The 21220-nt window shown below is 42.5% G+C and carries 16 protein-coding genes and 1 pseudogene; 5 read left to right on the top strand and 12 right to left on the bottom strand.

Going from position 1 to position 21220, the window contains the following annotated elements; translation table 11 throughout:
• From M3661_RS12570 to M3661_RS12555, 4 genes are all read right to left on the bottom strand, one after another.
• On the bottom strand, window positions 1-1047 hold the full coding sequence (locus M3661_RS12570; protein WP_251485443.1) for a Cfr family 23S rRNA (adenine(2503)-C(8))-methyltransferase: 1047 nt from the start codon (window positions 1045-1047) through the stop codon (window positions 1-3).
• Window positions 1048-1302: 255 nt separating this feature from the next.
• Window positions 1303-2787, bottom strand: a complete 1485-nt coding sequence (locus M3661_RS12565) for an Lsa family ABC-F type ribosomal protection protein (protein ID WP_251485440.1) — start codon at window positions 2785-2787, stop codon at window positions 1303-1305.
• A gap of 386 nt (window positions 2788-3173) precedes the next feature.
• A complete protein-coding gene (locus M3661_RS12560; RefSeq protein ID WP_083189593.1) occupies window positions 3174-3995 on the bottom strand; it encodes a response regulator in 822 nt (273 codons plus the stop codon).
• Window positions 3979-5583 carry an ATP-binding protein gene (locus M3661_RS12555; RefSeq protein WP_065293976.1) on the bottom strand — a complete coding sequence of 535 codons (1605 nt, stop codon included), beginning with the start codon at window positions 5581-5583 and terminating at the stop codon, window positions 3979-3981. The genes M3661_RS12560 and M3661_RS12555 overlap by 17 nt, the downstream gene beginning before the upstream one ends.
• A gap of 86 nt (window positions 5584-5669) precedes the next feature.
• Between M3661_RS12555 and M3661_RS12550 the strand changes: the two genes are divergently transcribed.
• Together M3661_RS12550 and M3661_RS12545 are read left to right on the top strand one after the other, a co-directional pair.
• Window positions 5670-6704 carry a DctP family TRAP transporter solute-binding subunit gene (locus M3661_RS12550; RefSeq protein ID WP_251485437.1) on the top strand — a complete coding sequence of 345 codons (1035 nt, stop codon included), beginning with the start codon at window positions 5670-5672 and terminating at the stop codon, window positions 6702-6704.
• Window positions 6705-6813: 109 nt separating this feature from the next.
• Window positions 6814-8088 carry a dicarboxylate/amino acid:cation symporter gene (locus M3661_RS12545; protein ID WP_065293974.1) on the top strand — a complete coding sequence of 425 codons (1275 nt, stop codon included), beginning with the start codon at window positions 6814-6816 and terminating at the stop codon, window positions 8086-8088.
• A gap of 176 nt (window positions 8089-8264) precedes the next feature.
• Here M3661_RS12545 and M3661_RS30750 read toward each other — a convergent pair.
• Window positions 8265-8471, bottom strand: a pseudogene (locus tag M3661_RS30750) (hypothetical protein); the annotation flags it as partial.
• A gap of 154 nt (window positions 8472-8625) precedes the next feature.
• Here M3661_RS30750 and M3661_RS12540 point away from each other — a divergent pair.
• The gene (locus tag M3661_RS12540) at window positions 8626-9306 is read left to right on the top strand and encodes a DUF4386 domain-containing protein (protein WP_251485434.1); all 681 of its coding nucleotides are present in this window, start codon (window positions 8626-8628) and stop codon (window positions 9304-9306) included.
• Window positions 9307-9499: 193 nt separating this feature from the next.
• On the opposite strand, the gene M3661_RS12535 is transcribed toward M3661_RS12540, so the two are convergent.
• Window positions 9500-10309, bottom strand: coding sequence for an aminoglycoside phosphotransferase/kinase family protein (locus M3661_RS12535; RefSeq protein ID WP_311279567.1), 810 nt, complete (start codon window positions 10307-10309; stop codon window positions 9500-9502).
• 298 nt (window positions 10310-10607) lie between these two features.
• Between M3661_RS12535 and M3661_RS12530 the strand changes: the two genes are divergently transcribed.
• Together M3661_RS12530 and M3661_RS12525 are read left to right on the top strand one after the other, a co-directional pair.
• Window positions 10608-11159, top strand: a complete 552-nt coding sequence (locus M3661_RS12530; RefSeq protein ID WP_251485428.1) for an MFS transporter — start codon at window positions 10608-10610, stop codon at window positions 11157-11159.
• A 32-nt stretch (window positions 11160-11191) separates the two neighbouring features.
• Window positions 11192-11851: a PadR family transcriptional regulator gene (locus M3661_RS12525; RefSeq protein WP_251485425.1), complete on the top strand. Its 660-nt coding sequence runs from the start codon at window positions 11192-11194 to the stop codon at window positions 11849-11851.
• 248 nt (window positions 11852-12099) lie between these two features.
• On the opposite strand, the gene M3661_RS12520 is transcribed toward M3661_RS12525, so the two are convergent.
• From M3661_RS12520 to M3661_RS12495, 6 genes are all read right to left on the bottom strand, one after another.
• Window positions 12100-13566, bottom strand: coding sequence for an Msr family ABC-F type ribosomal protection protein (locus M3661_RS12520; RefSeq protein WP_251485422.1), 1467 nt, complete (start codon window positions 13564-13566; stop codon window positions 12100-12102).
• 16 nt (window positions 13567-13582) lie between these two features.
• Window positions 13583-14422 carry a putative RNA methyltransferase gene (locus M3661_RS12515; protein WP_397376519.1) on the bottom strand — a complete coding sequence of 280 codons (840 nt, stop codon included), beginning with the start codon at window positions 14420-14422 and terminating at the stop codon, window positions 13583-13585.
• A 451-nt stretch (window positions 14423-14873) separates the two neighbouring features.
• On the bottom strand, window positions 14874-15989 hold the full coding sequence (locus M3661_RS12510; protein WP_251485407.1) for a glycoside hydrolase family 88 protein: 1116 nt from the start codon (window positions 15987-15989) through the stop codon (window positions 14874-14876).
• Window positions 15990-16077: 88 nt separating this feature from the next.
• On the bottom strand, window positions 16078-17709 hold the full coding sequence (locus M3661_RS12505; RefSeq protein ID WP_251485404.1) for a response regulator transcription factor: 1632 nt from the start codon (window positions 17707-17709) through the stop codon (window positions 16078-16080).
• A gap of 6 nt (window positions 17710-17715) precedes the next feature.
• Window positions 17716-19506, bottom strand: coding sequence for a sensor histidine kinase (locus M3661_RS12500; protein ID WP_251485402.1), 1791 nt, complete (start codon window positions 19504-19506; stop codon window positions 17716-17718).
• Between the two features lie 125 nt (window positions 19507-19631).
• The gene (locus M3661_RS12495; RefSeq protein WP_251485400.1) at window positions 19632-20972 is read right to left on the bottom strand and encodes an ABC transporter substrate-binding protein; all 1341 of its coding nucleotides are present in this window, start codon (window positions 20970-20972) and stop codon (window positions 19632-19634) included.
• Between the last annotated feature and the right edge of the window lie 248 nt (window positions 20973-21220).

The raw sequence follows: 21220 nt of genomic DNA, 5'->3' as shown, positions 1-21220 counted from the left end.
CTATCCATTCATTTGAGAATCAGCTCGGTACAACTGACCACATGCCGCCTTAATTTCCGATCCGAATTGAGTTCGAACCGTAACGTTCACACCGTACATTTTCAACGTCCGCACGAACGTTTCGATCCTCTCTGGATCAGATGGCAAGTAGCTCTGAGGCGTCACTTCTGTTGAATTGTAGGGAATGAGGTTCACGTGGTAGAGGTGTTCCCAAGCTCCCCTTCCCCTCAACAGCGCAGCAACCGCTTTCGCATGCTCCGCCGAGTCGTTGAACCCTCGAAGTAAAATATATGCGATATACACCTTTCTTCCCGTATGTCGGATGTGGCGATCCAATGAATTGAGCACATCGCGGAGCGGAAACCGCTTATTGATCGGCATCAGTTCACTCCGTTGCTCGTCGAAAGGCGAATGCATCGAGAAGGTTAGATTGACCTGTGGAAACTCCCGCGTCAACCTATCGATTCCTGGCAACAGGCCAATGGTCGAAATCGTAATTCTTCGATGTCCTAGACCGAAGAGATTTGGATTGGTCAAAATCGCCAGCGCATCGAAAAGGTGCGGGTTGGCGAGCGCCTCCCCCATGCCCATGAAGGACACACTGTCCAAGGTGTGGCCGTTCAAGTGAAAGTGAAGCAATTGGTCGGTAATTTCGTCGGCGGTCAGATTTCGTTTCAGCCCGATGGTACCCGTGGCGCAAAAGCGACACCCGAACCCACAGCCGCACTGCGTGGAAATACAATACGATTTCCACCCCCGTTTATAGGAAAGTCGTACGGCCTCTATACGTTCATCCCCACCGATGGAAAATAGCACCTTGACGACCTGCTGCGATGTGAGTTCATTTACCGGAATAACACTGGAGACGTTCGGACCAAGCGTCCGGGCCAACTCTTGTCGCAAAAATGTAGGCAGTATGGTGATCCGTTCGTACTCAGCGATTTTTTGTTTGAAAATAGCGTCTATAATTTGCCCATACCGGTACGCAGGCTGCTTGAAGTCGGACAGGATCTGTCCTATCGTTTCATATTTGGAGGTTGGTTTCATTTGTTCTCCTTACCGCCGGAGAAAATGCAAAAAGGCAACCGTCATCCGCCGCTTTCATGCATCATTAACCAACTACACAGGCAAAAATACAATGCATTTGCTGATAGAATCGCTACGTGCATCTATCGATAGATTGGTATACCTCCGGCAACAGATTTATCTTTTTGTGAACCGAGTCAGCCGGTTGGAACCGGTTCACATAATCATCTACAACCTCAACCTCAATGCTCATTGTTTTCATCCTCCTAGGGTGTGTTATATGTTCAGTTCCACCATTTTAGTTGCGATATATTTGCAAAACTCGCTGTCGTGCTCCACAAATAGGATTGTTGGCGCATGCTCCAGCAGGAGTTCTTCAATTTGCATCCTGGAAATGACGTCGATAAAATTAAGCGGTTCGTCCCAAATATGCAAATGAGCCTGTTCGCAGAGGCTTTTCGCAATCAGTACCTTCTTCTTCTGACCCCCGCTATAAGAAGCAATGTCCTTTTCAAATTGCAAGCGCGAAAAATCGAGTTTTCTCAAAATCGCTTTGAACAAGCTTTCGTCAATTTCGCTGGATCTGGCGAATTCCGACAAATTGCCCTGCAACTGCGAGGTGTCTTGTGAAACGTAGGAAATTTTCAACTGGCTCCCTTTTCGAAGCACACCAGAATAAGGAATTTCTTCGCCGCAAATCAATTTGAGCAAACTGGATTTGCCTGAGCCGTTCGGACCGGAGAGCACGATTCTGTCCCCTTGCTCGATAGTAAAGCTGATATCGCTGCAAACGTTCTTTTCTCCAAAATGAATCGAAACGCGATCAAGCTCGACCAATTGGTGTTTATGATAAGTCATCTGCGATATTTTCAGGCTTTCCGAGCTATCGACGTTTCTCAGAAGCTGTGATCGTTCCTCGATCGCAGAGTGCTGTCTTTGCTCGATCGATTTGGATCGCTTCATCATTTTGGCGGCCTTGTGGCCGATGTATCCTTTGTCGACCTTGGAGCCGGAGTTGCGGGTGCCGTTTTTCGTTTTTTCTACTTCGTGTGACCAGTTGCTCGTTCGCTTGGCCGCTTCGGACAGCCTCTTAATGTCCTTCCTCAGCTTTTCGTTCTCAGCCAGTTCGAAATTATCCTGTCTTTGTTTGTTCTCCCACCAGTCTGTGAAATTTCCGTTCTGAATTTCGATATTAGTCTTATTGATCGAAATGATATGATCTACACAATTATCGAGAAACGCCCTATCGTGTGACACCAACATAAAGCCGCTCTTCCCGTTCAAATAATCACTTACCAGCTTCCGAGCATGCAGATCCAGATGGTTGGTCGGCTCGTCGATAAGCAAAAAACTGTTCTCCTTCAAAAACAGAACCGCCAGCATAACCTTCGTCTGTTCTCCGTTGGACAACGAGTCGAACGGTCGATACAACACATCCTCTGATAACTTCAGCAGCGAAAACTCGCGCATGAGCTGCCAGTGCTCGTAGTCGGGATAGATGTCAGCTACCACATCGAATGTATACTTTTCCTTGTGTTCGACATGGAACGGGAAATACTCGAAGCTGACGTTAGAGGAAATCGTTCCGCTGTATTCATACTTACCGAGCAACAGATTGAGAAACGTAGTCTTGCCCCGGCCGTTCCTCCCCGTAAAGCCTAATTTCCAGTTGGTATCGATTTGTAAACTTACATGCTCAAAAATGTTGTCGTAACTGCCGTCATAGGCAAACGTCAGATTCGTTACCTTGATCAATGACATTCCAGAAACCTCCTTGGTTCACAAATAAAAAAGAGCTGCAAGAAAGTTGACCTTTCTTACAGCTCAAAAAAATAAAACAAATCTAACCCTACGCAGAGTCAGATAAGGATCTATTTTGAGTGAAAAGAATAAGGTAACTTTCTTGCCAATAAAGAATAAAACAGCACAAATAGAACTTGTTTTATTCCTTAAACGTTAGCAAGAAATTCTACATTATCCTCTTCAACTCCTATCGTAAGTGTTAGCGCAATAGTAACATACCAGATATTTCATTGCAATAAGCAATGGCAACCATCACTACTTCATGAGTCATTAGCCCACCCACTCCGGTGTTACATATTCATTGGTAATTTTAATATTCACGTAAAAGGCGTCTTCGGATTATTTTAGTCTCTTTTTGGTCTTGAATGAAGCACATACCGATTAATTGGTCGCCCTACGCCTCCATAATTAACCTCTAGATAGACATATCCTGTCTTTGACAAATATTCGAGGTATCTTCTTGCTGTCACTCTCGCAATCCCAACCCCTTCGGCTGTTTCTTCTGCGGATAGCTTCCCACCTTTATCAGCCATTACCGCAAGCACTTGTTTAAGTGTTACTGGATTTAAACCCTTTGGCAGTTCTTCCATAGGTATAAACAATTCAGCAGGTGATGATGATTCGATAATGTTCTTGTCTCGTATTACACTCTGCCCTAGACTCTGCTCTAGTAGAGAAGATCCATCGTTCACAGTGCTATCCGTTCGGATCTCATCTCCCATTTGCAGAATACGATCAAGCTGCTCTTGGGTAACTGTATCATCGTCGGTTAACGTCTCGTATCGATCACGATAACGTTCCAATGTCCGTCTAACCCGCTCTAGTTTAAATGGCTTGATAATATAATCTACTGCACCATTTCGCATCATCGCTCGTAATGTTTCCGTCTCTTTGGCAGCCGTAACTACGATCACATCCACTGGTAGATTACGCGCTCTAATTTCCTGCAGCGTGCTAATTCCATCAAATAAAGGCATAAACACATCCAGAAAGATTAGATCCGGCTTCAGTTCTTCAATCATACGCAAGCCATCCTGACCGTTGCCTGCCGTACCAATGACTTTATAACCATTCACCCGTTCGATGAACATGCGGTTCACTTCCTGAACCATTGGATCATCTTCTATCAGCAATACTTGAACTATACGTTTACATTGCTCCTGCATCTCTTGTCGCCTCCTTCATCGGAAAAACGATTTCCATTGATGTTCCGAGTCCTGGGGAGGATTCACACCGAAGCAGCCCTTTACCTTTTGCAATAATCCCACTTATCAGAAATAGGCCTATCCCTCGATGCTCTCCATTTTTGGTCGAGAAGCTGCGTTCCAGCATTCTTGCTTTCGTGTCTTCTGTCATACCACAGCCATTATCCTCAACTAAGATCGATAAATAATCTTCATCTTGTCCAATGTACAGATACACTGTCTTCTGATCAACCTCGATATTGGAAAGTGCATCAAATGCATTTTCAATCAAATTGCCTACCAGAAGCACGATATCTCGTCGATCAAGCGAATCTGGAAATTGACGCAAGCCGCAATTCGGATCGATGATCACATCTATATCAAGCTCATGTCCTCGACTAATCTTACCGAGCAGTAAGCCTGCAACTCCATCATCCTCAAAATGCTCCTGCATAAATCTTGTTGTCTCTTCATGCTGATCAGATACCTCAAACAAATATCTTAATGCTTCTTCATGTTTTCCAAGCTGGAGAAGCCCCGCAACGGTATGCATTTTATTCATATGCTCATGATTTTGGGCTCGCAAGGCATTCACAAATTCTCGCACGCCTGTCAGTTCTTCTGCCATATGCGTAACCTCCGTGCGATCTTGAAAAATCGCTATGGCTCCCTGTGTAACACCCTGCTCGATTATGGGTATTCGATTGCTCCAAATGAGCGTATCGCCAACTAGCAATTCGTGGTTCAATAGCGGCATCTTTACCTTAAGTACTTCAGGCAAGCGAGAGTCTGGAATCACATCCCAAATGTTCACCCCAATAACATCCTTGGACACACCAAAAATGCGCTTAGCCCGTTCATTGAAAATCGTGATTCGCTCCTTGCTGTCGATGGCGATTACGCCTTCATGCATAGCTTGGAATGCTGCCGTATGTTCACGAAACATCGTGGCAATTTCATGCGGCTCTAGATTATACATCTCTTTCTTGATATGTTTCGCAAGCATCGCTGAACCCATCATTCCAAACGAAAGCGCTAATATAATCATTACCATAACCGATCTGAGTTGCTCGGGAAAAATATCCTTCATGGTAGGCAGCAGTCCTCCTGCCATTACAACGCCAACCTGCTCATGCTTCGCGTTCATGATTGGCACGAATGCCCGCAAGCCAACACCTGCTTCACCTTTTACTTTGGAAACATACATATGCTCAGCAAAAGCTGCATCCGCATCGTCGCCACTAAAATACGTTCCTATTCTGTCCGATAGAGGATGTGATAAGCGCTTACGATTCATATCCAGCACGACAATATAATCAGCCTCATTCAGCATGCGAATTTTGTCAGCAACGGGAGCAATATGCTCTGCTCCATTCTGCTCATTGATATATTCTGCCACTCCCGGTAGATTAGCAACGGTTTGGGCAGTCGTAATAAGCCGTTGACGTAAGCCCTCTTCTTTGACACTAGTCAAGCTTCCTAGCAAGACTTCTACAGCAATAAGGAGGGAGAACAGAACCAAACCGAATGAAAGTAAAATAATTTTCCAATAGATTCCTATTCGGTTCAAGTCTATTGCCCTCCTTTTCGAAATATTTACCTTTATCTGCTATTGTGCAATAATAAGTCTAATTTAGCAACTAGGAGGAGACAAATTTGAAAGCGATTGCAAGCATTGGAGCGTTCATTATTGTTGGATTGTTAGCTGCATATCTAGTCGGATATCAACCAAACTGGAATGAGCATCTCTATCAGGATGATGAACAAACGGGACTTAAGCAAAGGATCGTCATCAAATTCAGTCATGTAGTTGCTGAGAACACACCAAAGGGCCTCGCTGCAGCTGAATTCGCTGATCTAGTAAAGAAGAAATCAAAGGATCGCGTCGAGATACAAGTGTTCCCAAATGGCATGCTGTATGGTGAGAATAATGAAGTTGCTGCACTTCAGCGTGGTGATATTCAAATGATAGCCCCATCCTTCTCAACCATGAGCGAGATTGATCCAGCATGGCTAGTAATGGATCTGCCATTTGCTTTCAGAGATCAGAATGAGGTTGAAAGTAAGCTGAATGGTTCGCTTGGAGACAAGCTATTCCAAACGCTTAGCCCGTATGGCATGAAAGGAGTCGCCTTCTGGTCCAATGGCTTTAAACAAGTGACGAACAATGTACGGCCTATTCTGGAGCCTCAAGATTTCAAAGGTCTAAAGTTTCGCATACAGCCAAGTCCATTAATTGAACGGCACATTAAGAACTGGGGAGGGAGGACAAGTGTTATTCCTTTTAACGACGCCTATCGCAATCTAGCCGACGGCTCAGTAGATGGTCAGGAAAATACGATATCGAATATCGTAAGCAAACGCCTCTACCAAGTACAGAAATATATGACGATTAGCAATCATGGTTATTTGGGCTATGCCGTTATTTTCAACAAATCCTTCTGGGATAGCCTGCCTTCTGATGTACAACAGCTGCTCATGGAAGCAATGGATGATACAACAGAGCAGGCAAATAAGAAAGCAGCTAGAAATGAGTCTCATATGAACGAGATTAATACGAACCAGAATTTGCAGATTTCCATATTAACGAAAGAGCAAACAGCGGAATGGAGGATAGCCTCAAAGGAGCTTTATAAAGATTTCGCATTGAAAATCGGGGCCGATATAATGAGCGAAATCTCTGGGCCTTAAAGACCAAAAAGAACAATATGACCATATGCTTGTCACCTTCTCCCCTCTCTCTTACACTTAAGCACATCTAATAAAAGCGCTTACAATGGTGGAAGCGAGGGGTATGAACATGAAGTTAAAAAAAATCATGAAAAACATGACCGTTCAAGTATTATTCGCGATTCTTCTTGGGGTTCTCTTCGGACAATTTTTCCCTAAATATGCCGTTGAACTGAAGGTGCTCGGAGACATCTTTATCAAGCTTATTAAGATGGTAATTGCACCAATCATCTTCTTCACCGTAGTACATGGAATCGCAAGCATGGGCGATATGAAAAAGGTCGGACGCATCGGTGGTAAGGCATTATTGTACTTTGAGATTGTAACAACCATAGCACTTACAATTGGCCTACTCGTAGTAAATATAGTTAAGCCAGGCTCTGGAATCGATATTTCAAAGGCTACAGGTGACGTTGCACAATATGCGGAGAAAGCGCATGATAATAGTGTAATGGGCTTCATCATGAACATCGTGCCTGATAATGTTATCGGGGCTTTTGCTAGCGGTGAGCTTCTTCCGGTATTGTTATTTGCTGTCCTGTTTGGTTTTGCTCTAACCGCTATTGGTGAAAAGGGGCAAGCCATCATTTCTTTATTTGATAAGCTCTCACACGTATTTTTTGGTATCGTTAATATCATTATGAAGGTTTCACCAATTGCCGCTTTTGGTGCTATGTCATATACGGTTGGCAAATTTGGTCTTGGCTCGTTGTTCACACTTGGCAAGCTGATGGGTTCTGTTTATTTGACCATGTTCCTATTTATAATCGTCGTACTCGGATTCATCGCCAAAGTATTCGGGTTCAACATCTTCAAGTTTATCTCTTATATTAAAGAAGAAATCTTACTAGTGCTTGGTACCTCTTCATCCGAATCTGCTCTGCCGCGAATGATGTCAAAGCTCGAGGCATACGGTGCTTCCAAATCCGTCGTGGGACTCGTTATACCAACAGGATACTCCTTCAACCTAGACGGTACATCGATTTATCTGTCAATGGCTGCGCTGTTTGTCGCTCAGGTATCTGGTGTTGATCTAAGCATCTGGCAGCAAATTACCCTTCTGTTCGTATTGATGCTAACTTCCAAAGGTGCTGCTGGGGTTACAGGATCAGGATTCATTACACTTGCTGCAACTTTAGCTGCTTTCCCATCAATTCCAATCGCAGGCATGGCCCTACTGCTGGGTGTTGATCGTTTCATGTCCGAAGCTCGCGCAATTACGAATTTGATCGGTAATGGTGTAGCAACAGTTGTTATCGCCAAGATGGAGAACGAATTTGATCCGAATCGATTAGAAGCTGATGAGTCTACTGTAACGAGCAGCAACAACATTGCATATAATTAAGGCTTTCAGAAATAGAATTGTAATTATTTGTTATTATAAAAAGGATGAGTTTAGATCCATTAATAAATGTGGATCTTGCTTATCCTTTTTGTTAATGTGCTGCTGTTTTACAATAATTCGATTGCTGTTCCATGTACACGAATTCATTGTCTCCATCTTCTAGATCAGCATCCTCCATCGCTCTCTCCGGCACATCGTATATTGAGAAAAGCATAGATCGCGTCTTGGGTTACCTGTCAACCCTTCAACTGAATCAATCCACCATAAAAGTTAACGTTAATAATATTATGTAAACCATTAATGACTTCCGGATAAGGGCGAATCACATCTACGGCATCCAACAGCGCCACAACCATTTCCGAAGTAATATTGTTAGGTACTGAAACCCTGGTGATGCCTTCCATTCATTGCTTTTAACACTTCCACTTGTTTGATTCAACTTTACTTAGCAATTCTTCCCGAGCCCTGTCATGTCAGAAAGCGATTCGGAGTATTTTGGTAGTAGCTCCCACGATAGATATGATAAGGAGGTTCATTATGCAGAGGAAGAGTATACATTCAAGTAGAAGGTCTGCTGTAATGGTTGGGTTGTTATTCATAGTCGGATTGGTTGCAGGGATATGTAGTATTGTGCCTGTTGTTGATGGAGCAGACTACCTGGTCAACGCTTCTACAAATGAGGGTCAGGTACTGATAGGAGCGTTTTCTCAGTTGTTAATGGTTGCTGCCTATGTTGGGATTCCGATTTTGCTGTATCCGATATTAAGCAAGCATAATAAAGGTCTTGCTCTAGGCTCTGTGGCCTTTGGCATCATTTCAGGTGTGTTCATTCTGATCGGTGTTATCATTCTTCTGCTGTTATTGACAGTAAGTCAAGAATTTGCAAAAGTTGATGCTCTGAATGTATCCTATTTTCACACTCTGGGTGAATTGCTGCGGGATGGTCGGGATTTGGTGAACCATGTAGCAACAACACTGGCATTTGTTTTAGCTATGTTCTTGTTTACCTGCATATTTGTCCAAACCAAAATCGTTCCCCGTTGGTTGTCAGTTTCGGGTCTGATTGGCTCAACACTATCTATATTGGCAAGCCTGTTATTTATGATTCGCTTCATCGGTCTGGACACAACTTACATGTTATTGAACGTGCCGATCGCTGTTCAACAATTGGTATTGGCTATATGGCTGATCATGAAAGGATTCAATCGGGCGGAATAGTTTCTATATCCAATGAAGATAAAACGAGAATGACCCACAACAACAAAACAATTATGTACGTAGGTTGATCCAGCGAACGAAGCGCGGCTACCTCTCTGAATTTTTCTTCTACCTTTCAACTTCAGGAAAAAAGTTAAAAACACAGCCGGCCCCAAAGAGCCGGCTGTTCGCCATTTGCAATCCACACACAAGCTTAAATATTTCGTTCCTCATACTCAAAGGGTTCTTCAAATAAGTAAATATCATGGAAAAAGCCCTTATATGGGATATCGTCTTCCAAACATTTTATGATATACGACATTACCTCGTCACTCCTTGGCTCCTCACCGCTGTTCTGCATCACCTCGAAGTAGTCGACGATATTTTCCATGTCACACACCTGAATAAATAAAGGTAACTGACTGTTCGTATCCAATCCTTCTAAGGTATTAAGCAGTTCAACCAGCTTCTTCTTAATCAGAGAGAAGGAGTCGGGTATCAGTTTATTAATATATTCGGCATTGTATTTGTCAAAAAAACTATACCGACGATGGACAGGAGTATACTCTTTCGATATATGGTGCAGTTTCCCCAGGGTTTTACCGCAGTTATAAAAATATTCGGAAAGAGGAACCCCTTCCCGGTACCGATAATTGTTTTCCACAAGCAATTTACCCTTGGCCTTCTTAAACAGGCAGATATAAAAGGTATGATTTTGATAAGTGATCTCTTCCAGCAGATTCCCCTTTCGGGAGCAGACTACATCCGAGACACTTCCACCATGCTCAAATAAATATCGGATATACTCAACTTCGGCCAGAAAATCTTCCCGGTTCCTGTCAGGTAAGAAAGCAATTCTGAGAATTTTTGCGTCGGTACCCTCTTTCTCACAGGTGTACACGACATTCCGCCCTCCGTCATGTGCCGGAATAAGCTGAATTTCATACCCTTCTAATCCGAACAACTCCGTTACTACTGGGAGTAAATGAGCATCACCGAGTGAAACAACATCGTTATAAGTCATGATATTTTCTTTAGTCTGCAATCTCTCAGCGCACCTTCCCTCAAAAAATTCATCATTAATCTACAACGTGACCTAATTGATAACCACCTTGTTTAGCATTGACATATCGATACTTCAATGTGGATCTTATTTCATAGATTCGTTTAAACAAACGCCCTTTGGAGCTGATGGCTGTCGCTTTCAGAACCAAAGAGTGTTTTTTAAATTTTATAAATAAATATTTATATATAATACTTAACTTATTGTTTGTCCCCATTTACAATAAACATACTAAAATTAACCAAAAGGTGGTCTTTCCATGCTGCTGCGTCACAAAGCCTTCAGACAATTATTCGCCGGAAGAATCCTGAGCGTGTTTGCGGATTCCATACTCTTTTTTTCGTTGCTCAAATGGATTGAAATCAAATCGGGCGGAACAGAATCCTTTACGTTTTTCTATGTCGCACACTATCTCCCTATCGTTCTGCTAGCCCTGCCTGCCGGAGCCTGGATATCCGGAAAAACGCTGCAGCATGTGATGGCATGTTGGCTGGTAATTTTGCCTCTCTTTTTCGTGCAAGGAATTGCTCTGGGGTGCTTTAATATTACATTTGTGACCTACGTGCAGGATATCGTGGAGAAGGAAAACTACACCCCCGTATTCAGTATGTATCATATGATTTCAAGCAGTGCGGCTCTGCCGGGAATTTCGATGACCGGAGTGTTGCTTTCGATATGTGGAGTTCCAACAACGATTCTCGTGATTAGCGGCATTTTGCTTGCACTCGGGATTGCCGGAATTTTGGCTATTCCATCCCTTGGTAAAGGAAACTCCGCAGAGCAAACGAACATTGAAACAGTGGCGGTTTAATTTATGGAAATATCAGAAAGGAAGTATAAGAGATGTCGTTAAAATATGGTATTTTAGGTTTCCTTAGTAAATGGGAAGCGACAGGTTATGATCTCAAAAAGGAATTTGATGATTTTATGAGCATCTTCTGGCATTCTCATTTATCGCAAATCTATCCGGAACTTGGGCGTTTGGAGGAAGAGGAATACATTACAAGCCGCTTACTACCGCAAACGGGCAAACCTGACAAAAAGATCTATGCCATCACAGACAAAGGTAAGCAGGAGCTGATCACCTGGCTGCTTTTGCCTCCAGAAACGCCTAAGCTAAAGGACTCCTTTCTGATGCAAGTCTCCTTTATGGACAATATTCCCGCCTCAGAGGTCATTTTCCAGCTAAAGGCCTATCAAAAGGAACGGGAACAACGGTTAGCCAAGATGAAACACATTTTTCAAGAGCGATGGGAAAGCATTCGGGAGCGCAATGTCATGAAATCACGGATTTTAATGAGCTCAGCCGTTGTAAGAAGAGGATTGGAGCAAGAAAGTCAATATATCCGCTGGTGTAGAGACACGATCGAGCTGGTGGAATCCTGCTCTGCACTTTGGTCGCAGGATATCGACAAATCAGATTTACCTGACGGAGAATATATCCGATTTTCGGACGTCGAACCTTTATTCCGGAAATATTATGGTAATTTGATGGAAGATTAACCTTCAAATTGTGTATACATATTCCAATCAAAATCTAGGGGATTTTCTATATAACACAAATTTCAGTTAGGACTTACTCACTCCAATAGAAAACCAGCGGTAGCAGCGGTAGTCTGATGTGACCCCATAATGTTAGACGGATAAAATCGTAAACTACCGCTGGTTATTGAACTATCATTTCCCGTTAGCGAAGTGGTCTTACATTCCTCGTGACTGCTTTCAACGTGGATTCGCTATAGTTGACTTACCTATTCCTTGGAAGAAATCAGTTTTTGATTTTCAATCGCATATTGGCAATCCGCGACAGCTTCAACAAACTCTCGATCATGGGAGACGAGCAGGATAGTCCCTTCGTAAGCTTTAATGAACTCTTCCAATGCTTCAATGCAGAACACATCCAGAAAAATGGTGGGTTCGTCTAAAATCAGTATGTTGTAGCGTCCAGCGAAAAGATCGCACAAGACCAGCCGAATCGCCTCACCACCGCTTAAATCGAGAACATTTTTTTTAATGTCATTCCCCGTAAAATTCATGGAATGAAGGATTGCACGAATTTTGCTCTCGTCATACTCGCTTCTTTCCTTCATATAATCCAAAACGTTTTGATCTTTATCAAATCGATAATCCATTTGGTTATAATACCCGATGACCGCTTTTGGAGAAATGACAGTCCCCTCTCCCTTGTTAACAATATGACGAAGCAAAGTGGATTTCCCTGCTCCGTTATTCCCTTTGATCGCAATGGTAGCGCCTAATGGGAACTGGAAATATACCTCTTCGAACAGGATTTTATCTCCTGCTTTCAGGGTCAGTTGCTCGGCCATGATGGGAAACTTGTTGTGCAATTGAAGTGCCGTCGATTGACTGAAGCTTGGTTTCTTTTCATCTTTTGGCGCTTCGGTTGCTTCAAGCTGATTCATTCTTTGCTCCATGGCCTTGGCAGCGCGCTGAACTCCCTTTTGGCTTGTGTCTTTGGACTTTGTCATAAACATTTTATTGGCTTTTGACTTCGATTCCTTTTTTGAAATGTGTCCATTCGCTTGAGTGATTTTATCCGCCTTTTTCATTTTTTCTTCCGCGGCTTTTGCAAGACGGGACTTTTCTTTAATATATTTGTCATGCTGTTCTTGCTGCTGCTTTCGCTGAAGCGTTTTTTGCGCGACGTATTCTGAATAGTTTCCGGTATATTCGGTGACGGAACCATTCTCGATTTCCCATATTTTCGTAACAAGCTTGTCAAGAACATACCGATCATGGCTGACAAGTACAAGTGCCCCATAATAGTAAGTCAATTCATCGATAAAAAATTGAGTACCTGCTTCATCAAGGTGAGTTGTCGGCTCGTCGATCAGCAACCCTTCATGGTAATCGGACAATATTTTGGCCAACTTCAATCTTGTTTGTTCTCCACCGCTGAAATTTTCAATTTCGGTTTGCGGAATCGACAGCTTCCCCACCAACTCATATTTGACTTCCCGATCGTCCGGCTTGAGCAACTGGTCAAAATAGGCAAAGTCTACAAAGGACTTTATGTGACCTTGATCCGGCTTGATTTGACCGTGCATAAGCTTCAACAACGTACTTTTGCCCGCCCCGTTCTTTCCGACAATCCCAATACGATCGAACTGATATACCGCAAGCCGCGGAATATTTAACACGGTTTTATCCAAATAGGATAAATCAACATTTTCAAGCACTAGACATACTTTTTCCATGATATAACCTCACTTTTTATTTATTCAATCCGATTAAAATATCGATATCGATCGTAATATCAGCACTTCCCCGACCAACTAACGCTTCCCTACGCACTTGATCTGATGTCCATGCCAAGGGAGACATTTGAACCAAATATCCGAGCTCATCTTTCGTCAAGCTTTTGTTATAACAAAAGCTGATCACATCCGAGTGATGGAAGTGGTTTTTAAAAAGCGATACGGTATCCTCGTTGTTAAAGCTTTTCTTGTGAGCGTCATCGAAGAACGCTTCCCGCAGCTCTATCAAATAATTGGAGCGAGGAACAACTTTGATGACGAGGCCGTTTGGCTTCAAGGTTCTCCTAAACTCCTTGTAATTGGATGGCGAGAACAGATTAAGAATAACGTGAACAGATTGGCCCCCCAGCGGTGATTTAGCCAAATCGCCTACAAGCCAAATCGGATCCTTGTAATTCTTGGCGGCCATGACAATGCCTTCTTTTGAAATATCCAAACCGATCCCCGCCGCATCTCCGTTCATATCCAGAATGCTTTGCAAATGCGAGCCTTCTCCGCAACCTGCATCTAGAATCAGAAGCGGATTACCGGAAATCTCCCTGTGACTCTCAATTACTTTACTGATACTGTCATGCAGAGGCGCATATAAGCAGCTCCCCCTAATGATTTCCTGCCTTGCTTCAAAAAGCTCCTTAGCGTAATTGCTATTTAAAGATCGAGTCATCAAATTTACATAACCTTGTTTTGCTATATCAAACGTATGGTTTTTGGGACATTCCAGGCTTTTTAGATCAACGACCTTCAACGAACCTTCACAATACGGGCACCTAAAAGCCACGGCGTATTCGCTGAACATTCGAGCGCTTTTGATTTTTTGGCTTTTCGTCATGGCTGACACCTCTTTCACCCCTTTCAAAACAAAAAAAATCACAGGCAATTTGCCTGTGATCAGAGTAAACGGGTAGTGACCTATTATGGATCAGGAATGCTCGGAATGTCGTATGCAAATAAATCTCTCCTTATCCAAGGAAAAATTCATCATCAACATAAAAAAGAAAGGCATAGAGAATCCGCCTTTCTTCACGATATTCAAGCAAATGAAGATTATTAAAAATGGGCAGACTGATCCCGTTTACTCTGTTATGACAAACAGAGCCTTTGAACAGTATTTAATTACTGGTTCAAAGTAAGGGAACGTAGTCTGATAAAAAACATTGTTAATAATCCTCCTTCAATTTCAATATATTAACAATAATACCATGACTTTTGGAGGAATTCAAGAATTAATCCTTCTGGGTTCATTTGCATCACCAGTAGCCTCTAATTCCGCGTTGCAGGCGAACCAAAGCCTCAAGATAATAATAATCTCCCCAGATCATGTAATCATCCGGTCCACGATCTCCTCTTACGTGGTAAGAGCCATGCTGCAGTAAACCTTCTGCATCTGGCATATTCATGGTTGAATAGTTCGCAACAAGTGACTTCATCTGTTCATGCAGCGAATTGGTAAAATACTCATGATCAGGATCTTCCACATCAAGCATGCCGATTAGCTCAATCAAGCCGCAGGCAACGATTGCAGAAGCAGAGCTGTCACGAGGCGTTGACGCTTCAACAGGAACGTCAAAGTCCCAATAAGCAACACGATCCTCTGGCAGATGATCGATAAAATATTTCGCCATACGCTTAGAGGCGGCAAGGAAGTCTGGATCTTGCGTATATCGATAAGCAAGCGCAAAGCCGTAGACACCCCAAGCTTGGCCTCGTGTCCAGGTTGAGCCATCCTGATAGCCCTGATGCGTGCCTCCACGCAGAGCATTTCCATTTTCCTGGTCGAAATAAAAGGTATGGTAGGAAGAGGAATCACCTCTAACTAGGAAACGCAAGCTCTTGCGTGTATGTTTATACGCAATATCATAGTATTCCTGTTCACCTGTCTGCTCATATGCAAAGAACAATAACGGAAGATTCAGCATGCAATCGATGATGATTCTGCCGCCGTTCTCAGGATCTCCTTCTGTGCCCCATGCTTGAATAATCCCCATCTTCGGACGCCAGCGATTAGCAAGCACTCGTGCTGCCTGCAAGGCTACCTGCCTTGCTTCTTCACTCCTTGTTATGCGATATTGGGCAACGGCGGACAGAGAATAGAGAAAGCCGATGTCATGATGATCCAAATGCACATGATAATCTAAACGATACGTAAAGTTCTCCAGGAACTTTTCTGCTGCTTCCTTATAATAAGAATCTTGCGTATATTCATAAGCAAGCCATATCATACCGATATAGAAGCCCTCGATCCAATCGTTGTTCTCTCCCCATTCATAGCACTTGTCTCCTGTAATATGAGGAAGCAATCCTGGATGATTCCGTAGATTATTTGTTATTTTAGCCTGTGCATCTTCAATTGCTTTACGCCACATGAACTTTACTCTCCTATCAGAAAAAACTTTGTAGGTATGCTGATAATTGCATGTATGGTCAATCGACCAAATGAGGTGCTGTTTGGTTCTAAACTGTTTCCATCATCCTTTGTGATCTGTCCCAGGAGACAAACTCTCTTGGTGTTGTTCCTACATCACGCTTAAATAGTTTAATAAAATAGCTTTTGTTCGAATAACCGAGCAAATCTGAGATTTCCTCCACCGTTTTGTTCGATTGCAGCAGAAGCTCCTTGGCCTTCTGAAGTTTCACTCGATTTACATACTCAATAAAATTGATATTCAACTCTCGCTTAAACAGTCGACTGAAATAACTCGAATTGAGATTCAAATAGCTGGCCATTTCCTCCAGCGTTATCCGCTCCGACACATGCTGAATGACATATTGCTGCGCCTTAATCACTTCCGGACGCGAGGATATCGTAATCTCGCTCAACTTAGCAGCCATACGTGACAAGTAGTCTAGGAACCACTCCGATAAATGCGACAAGGTTACGATTTGGCTTATCGTGAAATAGAGCTTCTCATCGGAAAACTCGCTTTGAAAATGTAGCGTAACTTTTATTTTCATATGTAAATCCAAAAGTAATTGCAGTACCCATTCTTTCACATAATCAGGATGAAAATGAGAGGCTTTCACCCAATTTGACCAATTTTGTATCGTCACCACGAGTCCAGACTGATTCTTAGCTGCTATATGCTCACTAATCATGGAATAATACTTTGCATACTCTTGATACATATCAATTTTGCTGAATTCCTGCTTGGCCCATGTACTCACGCTGGATTCTGCACTGTAAAATCGATGCTCCAACTCCTGCAGCATAGGAAGCAGCGCATCTTGAATTTCTTTGGGTTTGCTTACCGTTCGACCAATGAAGCCGGATACATGGATTTTTAAGTACTGTTTGATGTTTGTAATGCAGGTCTGCATCATGTGATAAACATATGACTGCTCAACACTCGGATCATCCGTTAAATAGAGAACAACCAAGTCGCGACTATTGTAGTTAAAAATAACGAAATTCCCTTTGTCGCTCAAAATCTCCTGGAGCACATTCTCCACCGCAAAAATAATCGTATGATCATTCAATCTGTGCACACGAGTCATCTCATTCAATCGATCTACAGAGAGGATCATGGTGACGTATTGTTTTGATTGAAGATTAATACCGTTTATTCCTGCCTTTTCAATCCAAGCATGCTTCGACCAGGAATTTTGATACAGGGTATCCTTCAAAAACTTGTTTCTGACAGCAGTCTGATTCATTTTGCCAAGTTGCTTGTAATGTTGAAATTCAGCCAATTGATCCTGTTTGGAGCATAATCGATGGGTTATCTTCTTTAATATCTGCTCTAATTGCTCCACTTCCAAGCTTTCCTTCAAAATATAGTCCTGAACATTCAGCTTAAGTGCTTGTTGAGCGTAATGAAATTCATCATGGCAGGATATAATAATCGCCGCAAAGTCAGGGTTAATTGAGCTATACTCCGCAATCAGTTCAAGTCCATTCATTTTCGGCATGCCAATATCCGTAATCACGATATCTGGCAATCGCTCGCACATCCGAATCGCTTCCAACGCTTCTAATCCATTGGAATACGTACCGAGCAATTCAATGTGAAGCTGGTTCCATTTGACGGCTTGAGACAAATATTGAAGAACAGGGTAATCATCATCTACTACAATCGCTGTAAACATGTAGCTTCACTCCACTTCACGGTTTACTTGGGGTAATTGAAGCGTAATTGTAGTTCCTACATCAACTTCACTGTTAATCCGCATCAGAAACTTTTCGCCATATATTAATTTCAATCGCTGATAAACATTCGTCACGCCAATGCCAGAGAAGCCTGATTTGTTAGGCGCAGCATCTCCCTGCTCATTCTTAAGTTTGGTTATCAATTCTTGTAATCGTTCTGGTGTCATTCCGACACCATTATCATGAATCTTAATCAAGAGGCGGCTTTCTTCCTCCACCTTAACCGTATACGATTCGATTTCAATTTGGCCGCCATACTGATGAAATCCATGAATGATAGCGTTTTCGATAATCGGTTGGAGCATAAATCGAGGAACTAAGACGTGGTCACTACCCACGACAATTTTCACGATTAACTGAACCTGATTCGCATGCCTGAAGTTCATCAGACGTATATAATGCTGAATGGTCTCGACTTCGTCGCGAAGCGATATCCATTCATTATCCCGATTAATCGTCATTCGAAGCAATGATGATAACGAACCGATTAACCTCGCATTCTCTTCATCGCCGCGAATCAGAATGTTTAAGCGAATCGAATTCAACAGATTGAACATGAAATGCGGATTAATTTGTGCTTGAAGCATCTCAAGTTCTGCTTTGCGCTTCTGAGTCTGCTCAAGCGTAATCTGTTCGATCATCATCTCAGTCCGATCCAGCATTTGATCAATTGATTTGCCAAGTTGTCCTACCTCATGCTGTCCTCTAATCCCCGAACGAATATTTAGCTGCCCCATATTGACCTTGGTAACAAATTTACCTAGCTGCGTGATCGGATTGGTGATCGCCGAGATCAGAATCATCAGTAGAATGCAGAACCCTGTAAAGAATAGAAACTGCATAATGAAGCTGGTGACTAATATCTGATTGTTAGGACCCACTGCCGAAGAATAGGGAACTAGGCTGAGCAAGGACCATTTGGTTCCAGCTACAGGCTCTGACACATAGATATACTTTTCATTGTTGTAGACGAGCGTATTCTCGTTAATCGCATAATCATTGTATAAGAATTGTTGTCCGATGTTTATGGAGTCCGACTGAGATAAGATCGTTCCTTGATCATCCATCAGCATAATTTTCTGTTCCGAATAGCTGTTTAACTGACGTTGAATCTTACTTTCGTTCACGCTGACAATCACATAGCCCAGCGAATGACCACTCGAGTTTTTCATCGTACGAGCGATGGTCAGCACCTTCGGTGACTTCTGCTTCGCTTCGAAATTGCCGTAGTAATTATCTTGTAAACCAATCCATGCCGTTGAAAAAGCAGCGAGCTTATCCAGTTCCTTGAATTCAATTTTTCCATGAAAGAAATTTGGGTTAAAATCACTAAAAGAATAATTCGTATACGCAAACCCATTTATACCCAAAACAGTGATATACATATCTGAATTCTGGGCAAACAGATCATCCAGATTAGAAATCAAACGCATGAATTCTAACTGCTGACCTGAGTTATTACCTCTGGCAAACTGCTCTTTGCTCATTTTTACATGTTTATTGATTTCATTATTCATTAAAATGATATTCGACAAAGATAGCATCTGTTCAACAATACCGGATACATTGGAATCAACTAATATTAACGTATCCCGCGTGCTAGAAACCGCTTTTTGCAGCACAATATCTTTGGTTACATACGTAGTTAAGAAGTAATTCACAATAAGTGGAATCATAAAACACATCAAAGCCGCAATCACTAGTTTTGTACGAAGTGAATATCGATCTATTTTCATAAAAAGGGGCCCTCAAACGTCCATCACTTTTAGAATAGGAATAGGGAAACGATTGATCTCATTTCCCCTGTTACCTATTTATAATGATTCGAGCTAATTTCGGTCAAGCACCAACATCACATTTGCTATTTTTTGTTACTATTGATTACATCGGTGATTTTCTTGTCCATATTTTCAATTGTCTTATCGATATCTTGTTTATCTAACAAGTACAATTCAACCTCAGCAATGGCAGCTTTCTCGACCTCACCAACGTAAGGAACCGGAACTGGCGCTTGACCAGGCTTCGTGTTTTTCATTGTATATTTCAAGGATTCCATATCCACTTTGGAAGGATCCTTCGAAGTGCTGACGATTTTTTCTGTCAACTTGTCGGAATCTGATTTAGCCCAACCGGAGAATACGCGACCGCCGATCTCCAAGCCCTCAGTTGTATACCATCTAATGAATTTGTATGCTGCTTCTTTGTTTTTGGACTTCGCAGCAACCCCCATGTAAGTAGGTTGCATTGGGGAATAATGCTCCGCTGTACCTTCCAGCTTAGGAATTGGAGCAAACGCTGCATGGAACGTTGCAGGGATTGCATCCGTACCGCCCGATTCAGCAACCATCCAGTCGCCGATTGGCACCATAGCTGCTGCACCGTTAAAGAACTGTGTACGATAATGCAGCTTTTGAGAAATAATGTCTTCGTATGGATTTGCTGTTTTATCTGTGTACATCATCGTTTTCATCATTTTCAAGTTGGATGCAAAAAGTGGCTCCTTCGCATTGGAGGTTCCGTCTGCTTTCAAAAAACTGTTATCGATTTCTTTACTCTTTAGCTGCAAGTTGTAAAGGTCTGGCCAGTTATGGAGGTATGCACCATACACTTTGGAAGCGCCTTCACCTTTAGTGAGCTTTTTAGCATATGCTTCAAAATCAGCCCAAGTCCAATCTTGTGGGACCGGCAATTGTGCTGCGTCCAGCAAGTCTTTGTTTAATAGAATGAACCAACGCTGCAGGGAGGAAGGAAGCGCGAAAATTTTCCCATCCACTTGAGTATCTACAAGGTATTCGTCATCGTACTTATAGCCTTCCTTTTCAATGTAGCTATCAAGTGGTTCCAACAGACCAATAGAAGCACGCTGCGAGTAGTTTGTATACGGCATTTCGATAATATCCAACTGATCATCTGATGCAGCCATCAAATCAAGCTTTTGCATAGATGCAACCGAATCGCCTTTTTCGTTTAGGAGATCAAGCTCTACTTTGATGTCTGGATTCGCCTTCTCAAATTCTGGTATGATTTTGCTCCATTGCGCCTTCGCATCCGTTTGCCAAGTGCTCAGCTTCAATGTTACTTGCCCCGCAGAAGTGCCATCTTTCGCCGGAGTTGATGAAGAATCAGAGGAATTATTGCTGCCGCAAGCAGTTAGCGATAAAGCTAGTGATGCTGCTAATACAGTTTGAATTATCTTTTTCATGTAGACCCTCCTCATATGATGATGTCGAAAGTAAACTTCCTAATGTCGGTATAATCGTAACATGATTAAAATCCATTCAAAGCAGACAATTTTTACTGAGGTAAGATTATTTTTACTTCTTTCAGCCTATAAAAAAAGTAGAGCATGTTTTCGCTCATGCAGCGTTCTTTTGTCCAACCTTACCATTTGCAAGCAAATTCGTAGAAATCGTTGGTACTTGACCTTCTGTACGGATGTGTCTTCTAATC

This window comes from Paenibacillus sp. MER 180, from assembly GCF_023713665.1.
Taxonomy (GTDB): Bacteria; Bacillota; Bacilli; order Paenibacillales; family Paenibacillaceae; genus Paenibacillus_B; species Paenibacillus_B suaedae.
The sequence above is the reverse complement of the archived record's forward strand: the minus strand, read 5'-3'. Positions and strand labels throughout refer to the sequence as shown.

Bases quoted from the DNA above. Each gene is read 5' to 3' on its own strand.
- M3661_RS12570 (WP_251485443.1), bottom strand. From the start codon at position 1,047: ATGAAACCAACCTCCAAATATGAAACGATAGGACAGATCCTGTCCGAC.
- M3661_RS12565 (WP_251485440.1), bottom strand. From the start codon at position 2,787: ATGTCATTGATCAAGGTAACGAATCTGACGTTTGCCTATGACGGCAGT.
- M3661_RS12560 (WP_083189593.1), bottom strand. From the start codon at position 3,995: ATGCAGGAGCAATGTAAACGTATAGTTCAAGTATTGCTGATAGAAGAT.
- M3661_RS12545 (WP_065293974.1), top strand. From the start codon at position 6,814: ATGAAGTTAAAAAAAATCATGAAAAACATGACCGTTCAAGTATTATTC.
- M3661_RS12540 (WP_251485434.1), top strand. From the start codon at position 8,626: ATGCAGAGGAAGAGTATACATTCAAGTAGAAGGTCTGCTGTAATGGTT.
- M3661_RS12535 (WP_311279567.1), bottom strand. From the start codon at position 10,309: ATGACTTATAACGATGTTGTTTCACTCGGTGATGCTCATTTACTCCCA.
- M3661_RS12530 (WP_251485428.1), top strand. From the start codon at position 10,608: ATGCTGCTGCGTCACAAAGCCTTCAGACAATTATTCGCCGGAAGAATC.
- M3661_RS12525 (WP_251485425.1), top strand. From the start codon at position 11,192: ATGTCGTTAAAATATGGTATTTTAGGTTTCCTTAGTAAATGGGAAGCG.
- M3661_RS12520 (WP_251485422.1), bottom strand. From the start codon at position 13,566: ATGGAAAAAGTATGTCTAGTGCTTGAAAATGTTGATTTATCCTATTTG.
- M3661_RS12515 (WP_397376519.1), bottom strand. From the start codon at position 14,422: ATGTTCAGCGAATACGCCGTGGCTTTTAGGTGCCCGTATTGTGAAGGT.
- M3661_RS12510 (WP_251485407.1), bottom strand. From the start codon at position 15,989: ATGTGGCGTAAAGCAATTGAAGATGCACAGGCTAAAATAACAAATAAT.
- M3661_RS12505 (WP_251485404.1), bottom strand. From the start codon at position 17,709: ATGTTTACAGCGATTGTAGTAGATGATGATTACCCTGTTCTTCAATAT.
- M3661_RS12500 (WP_251485402.1), bottom strand. From the start codon at position 19,506: ATGAAAATAGATCGATATTCACTTCGTACAAAACTAGTGATTGCGGCT.
- M3661_RS12495 (WP_251485400.1), bottom strand. From the start codon at position 20,972: ATGAAAAAGATAATTCAAACTGTATTAGCAGCATCACTAGCTTTATCG.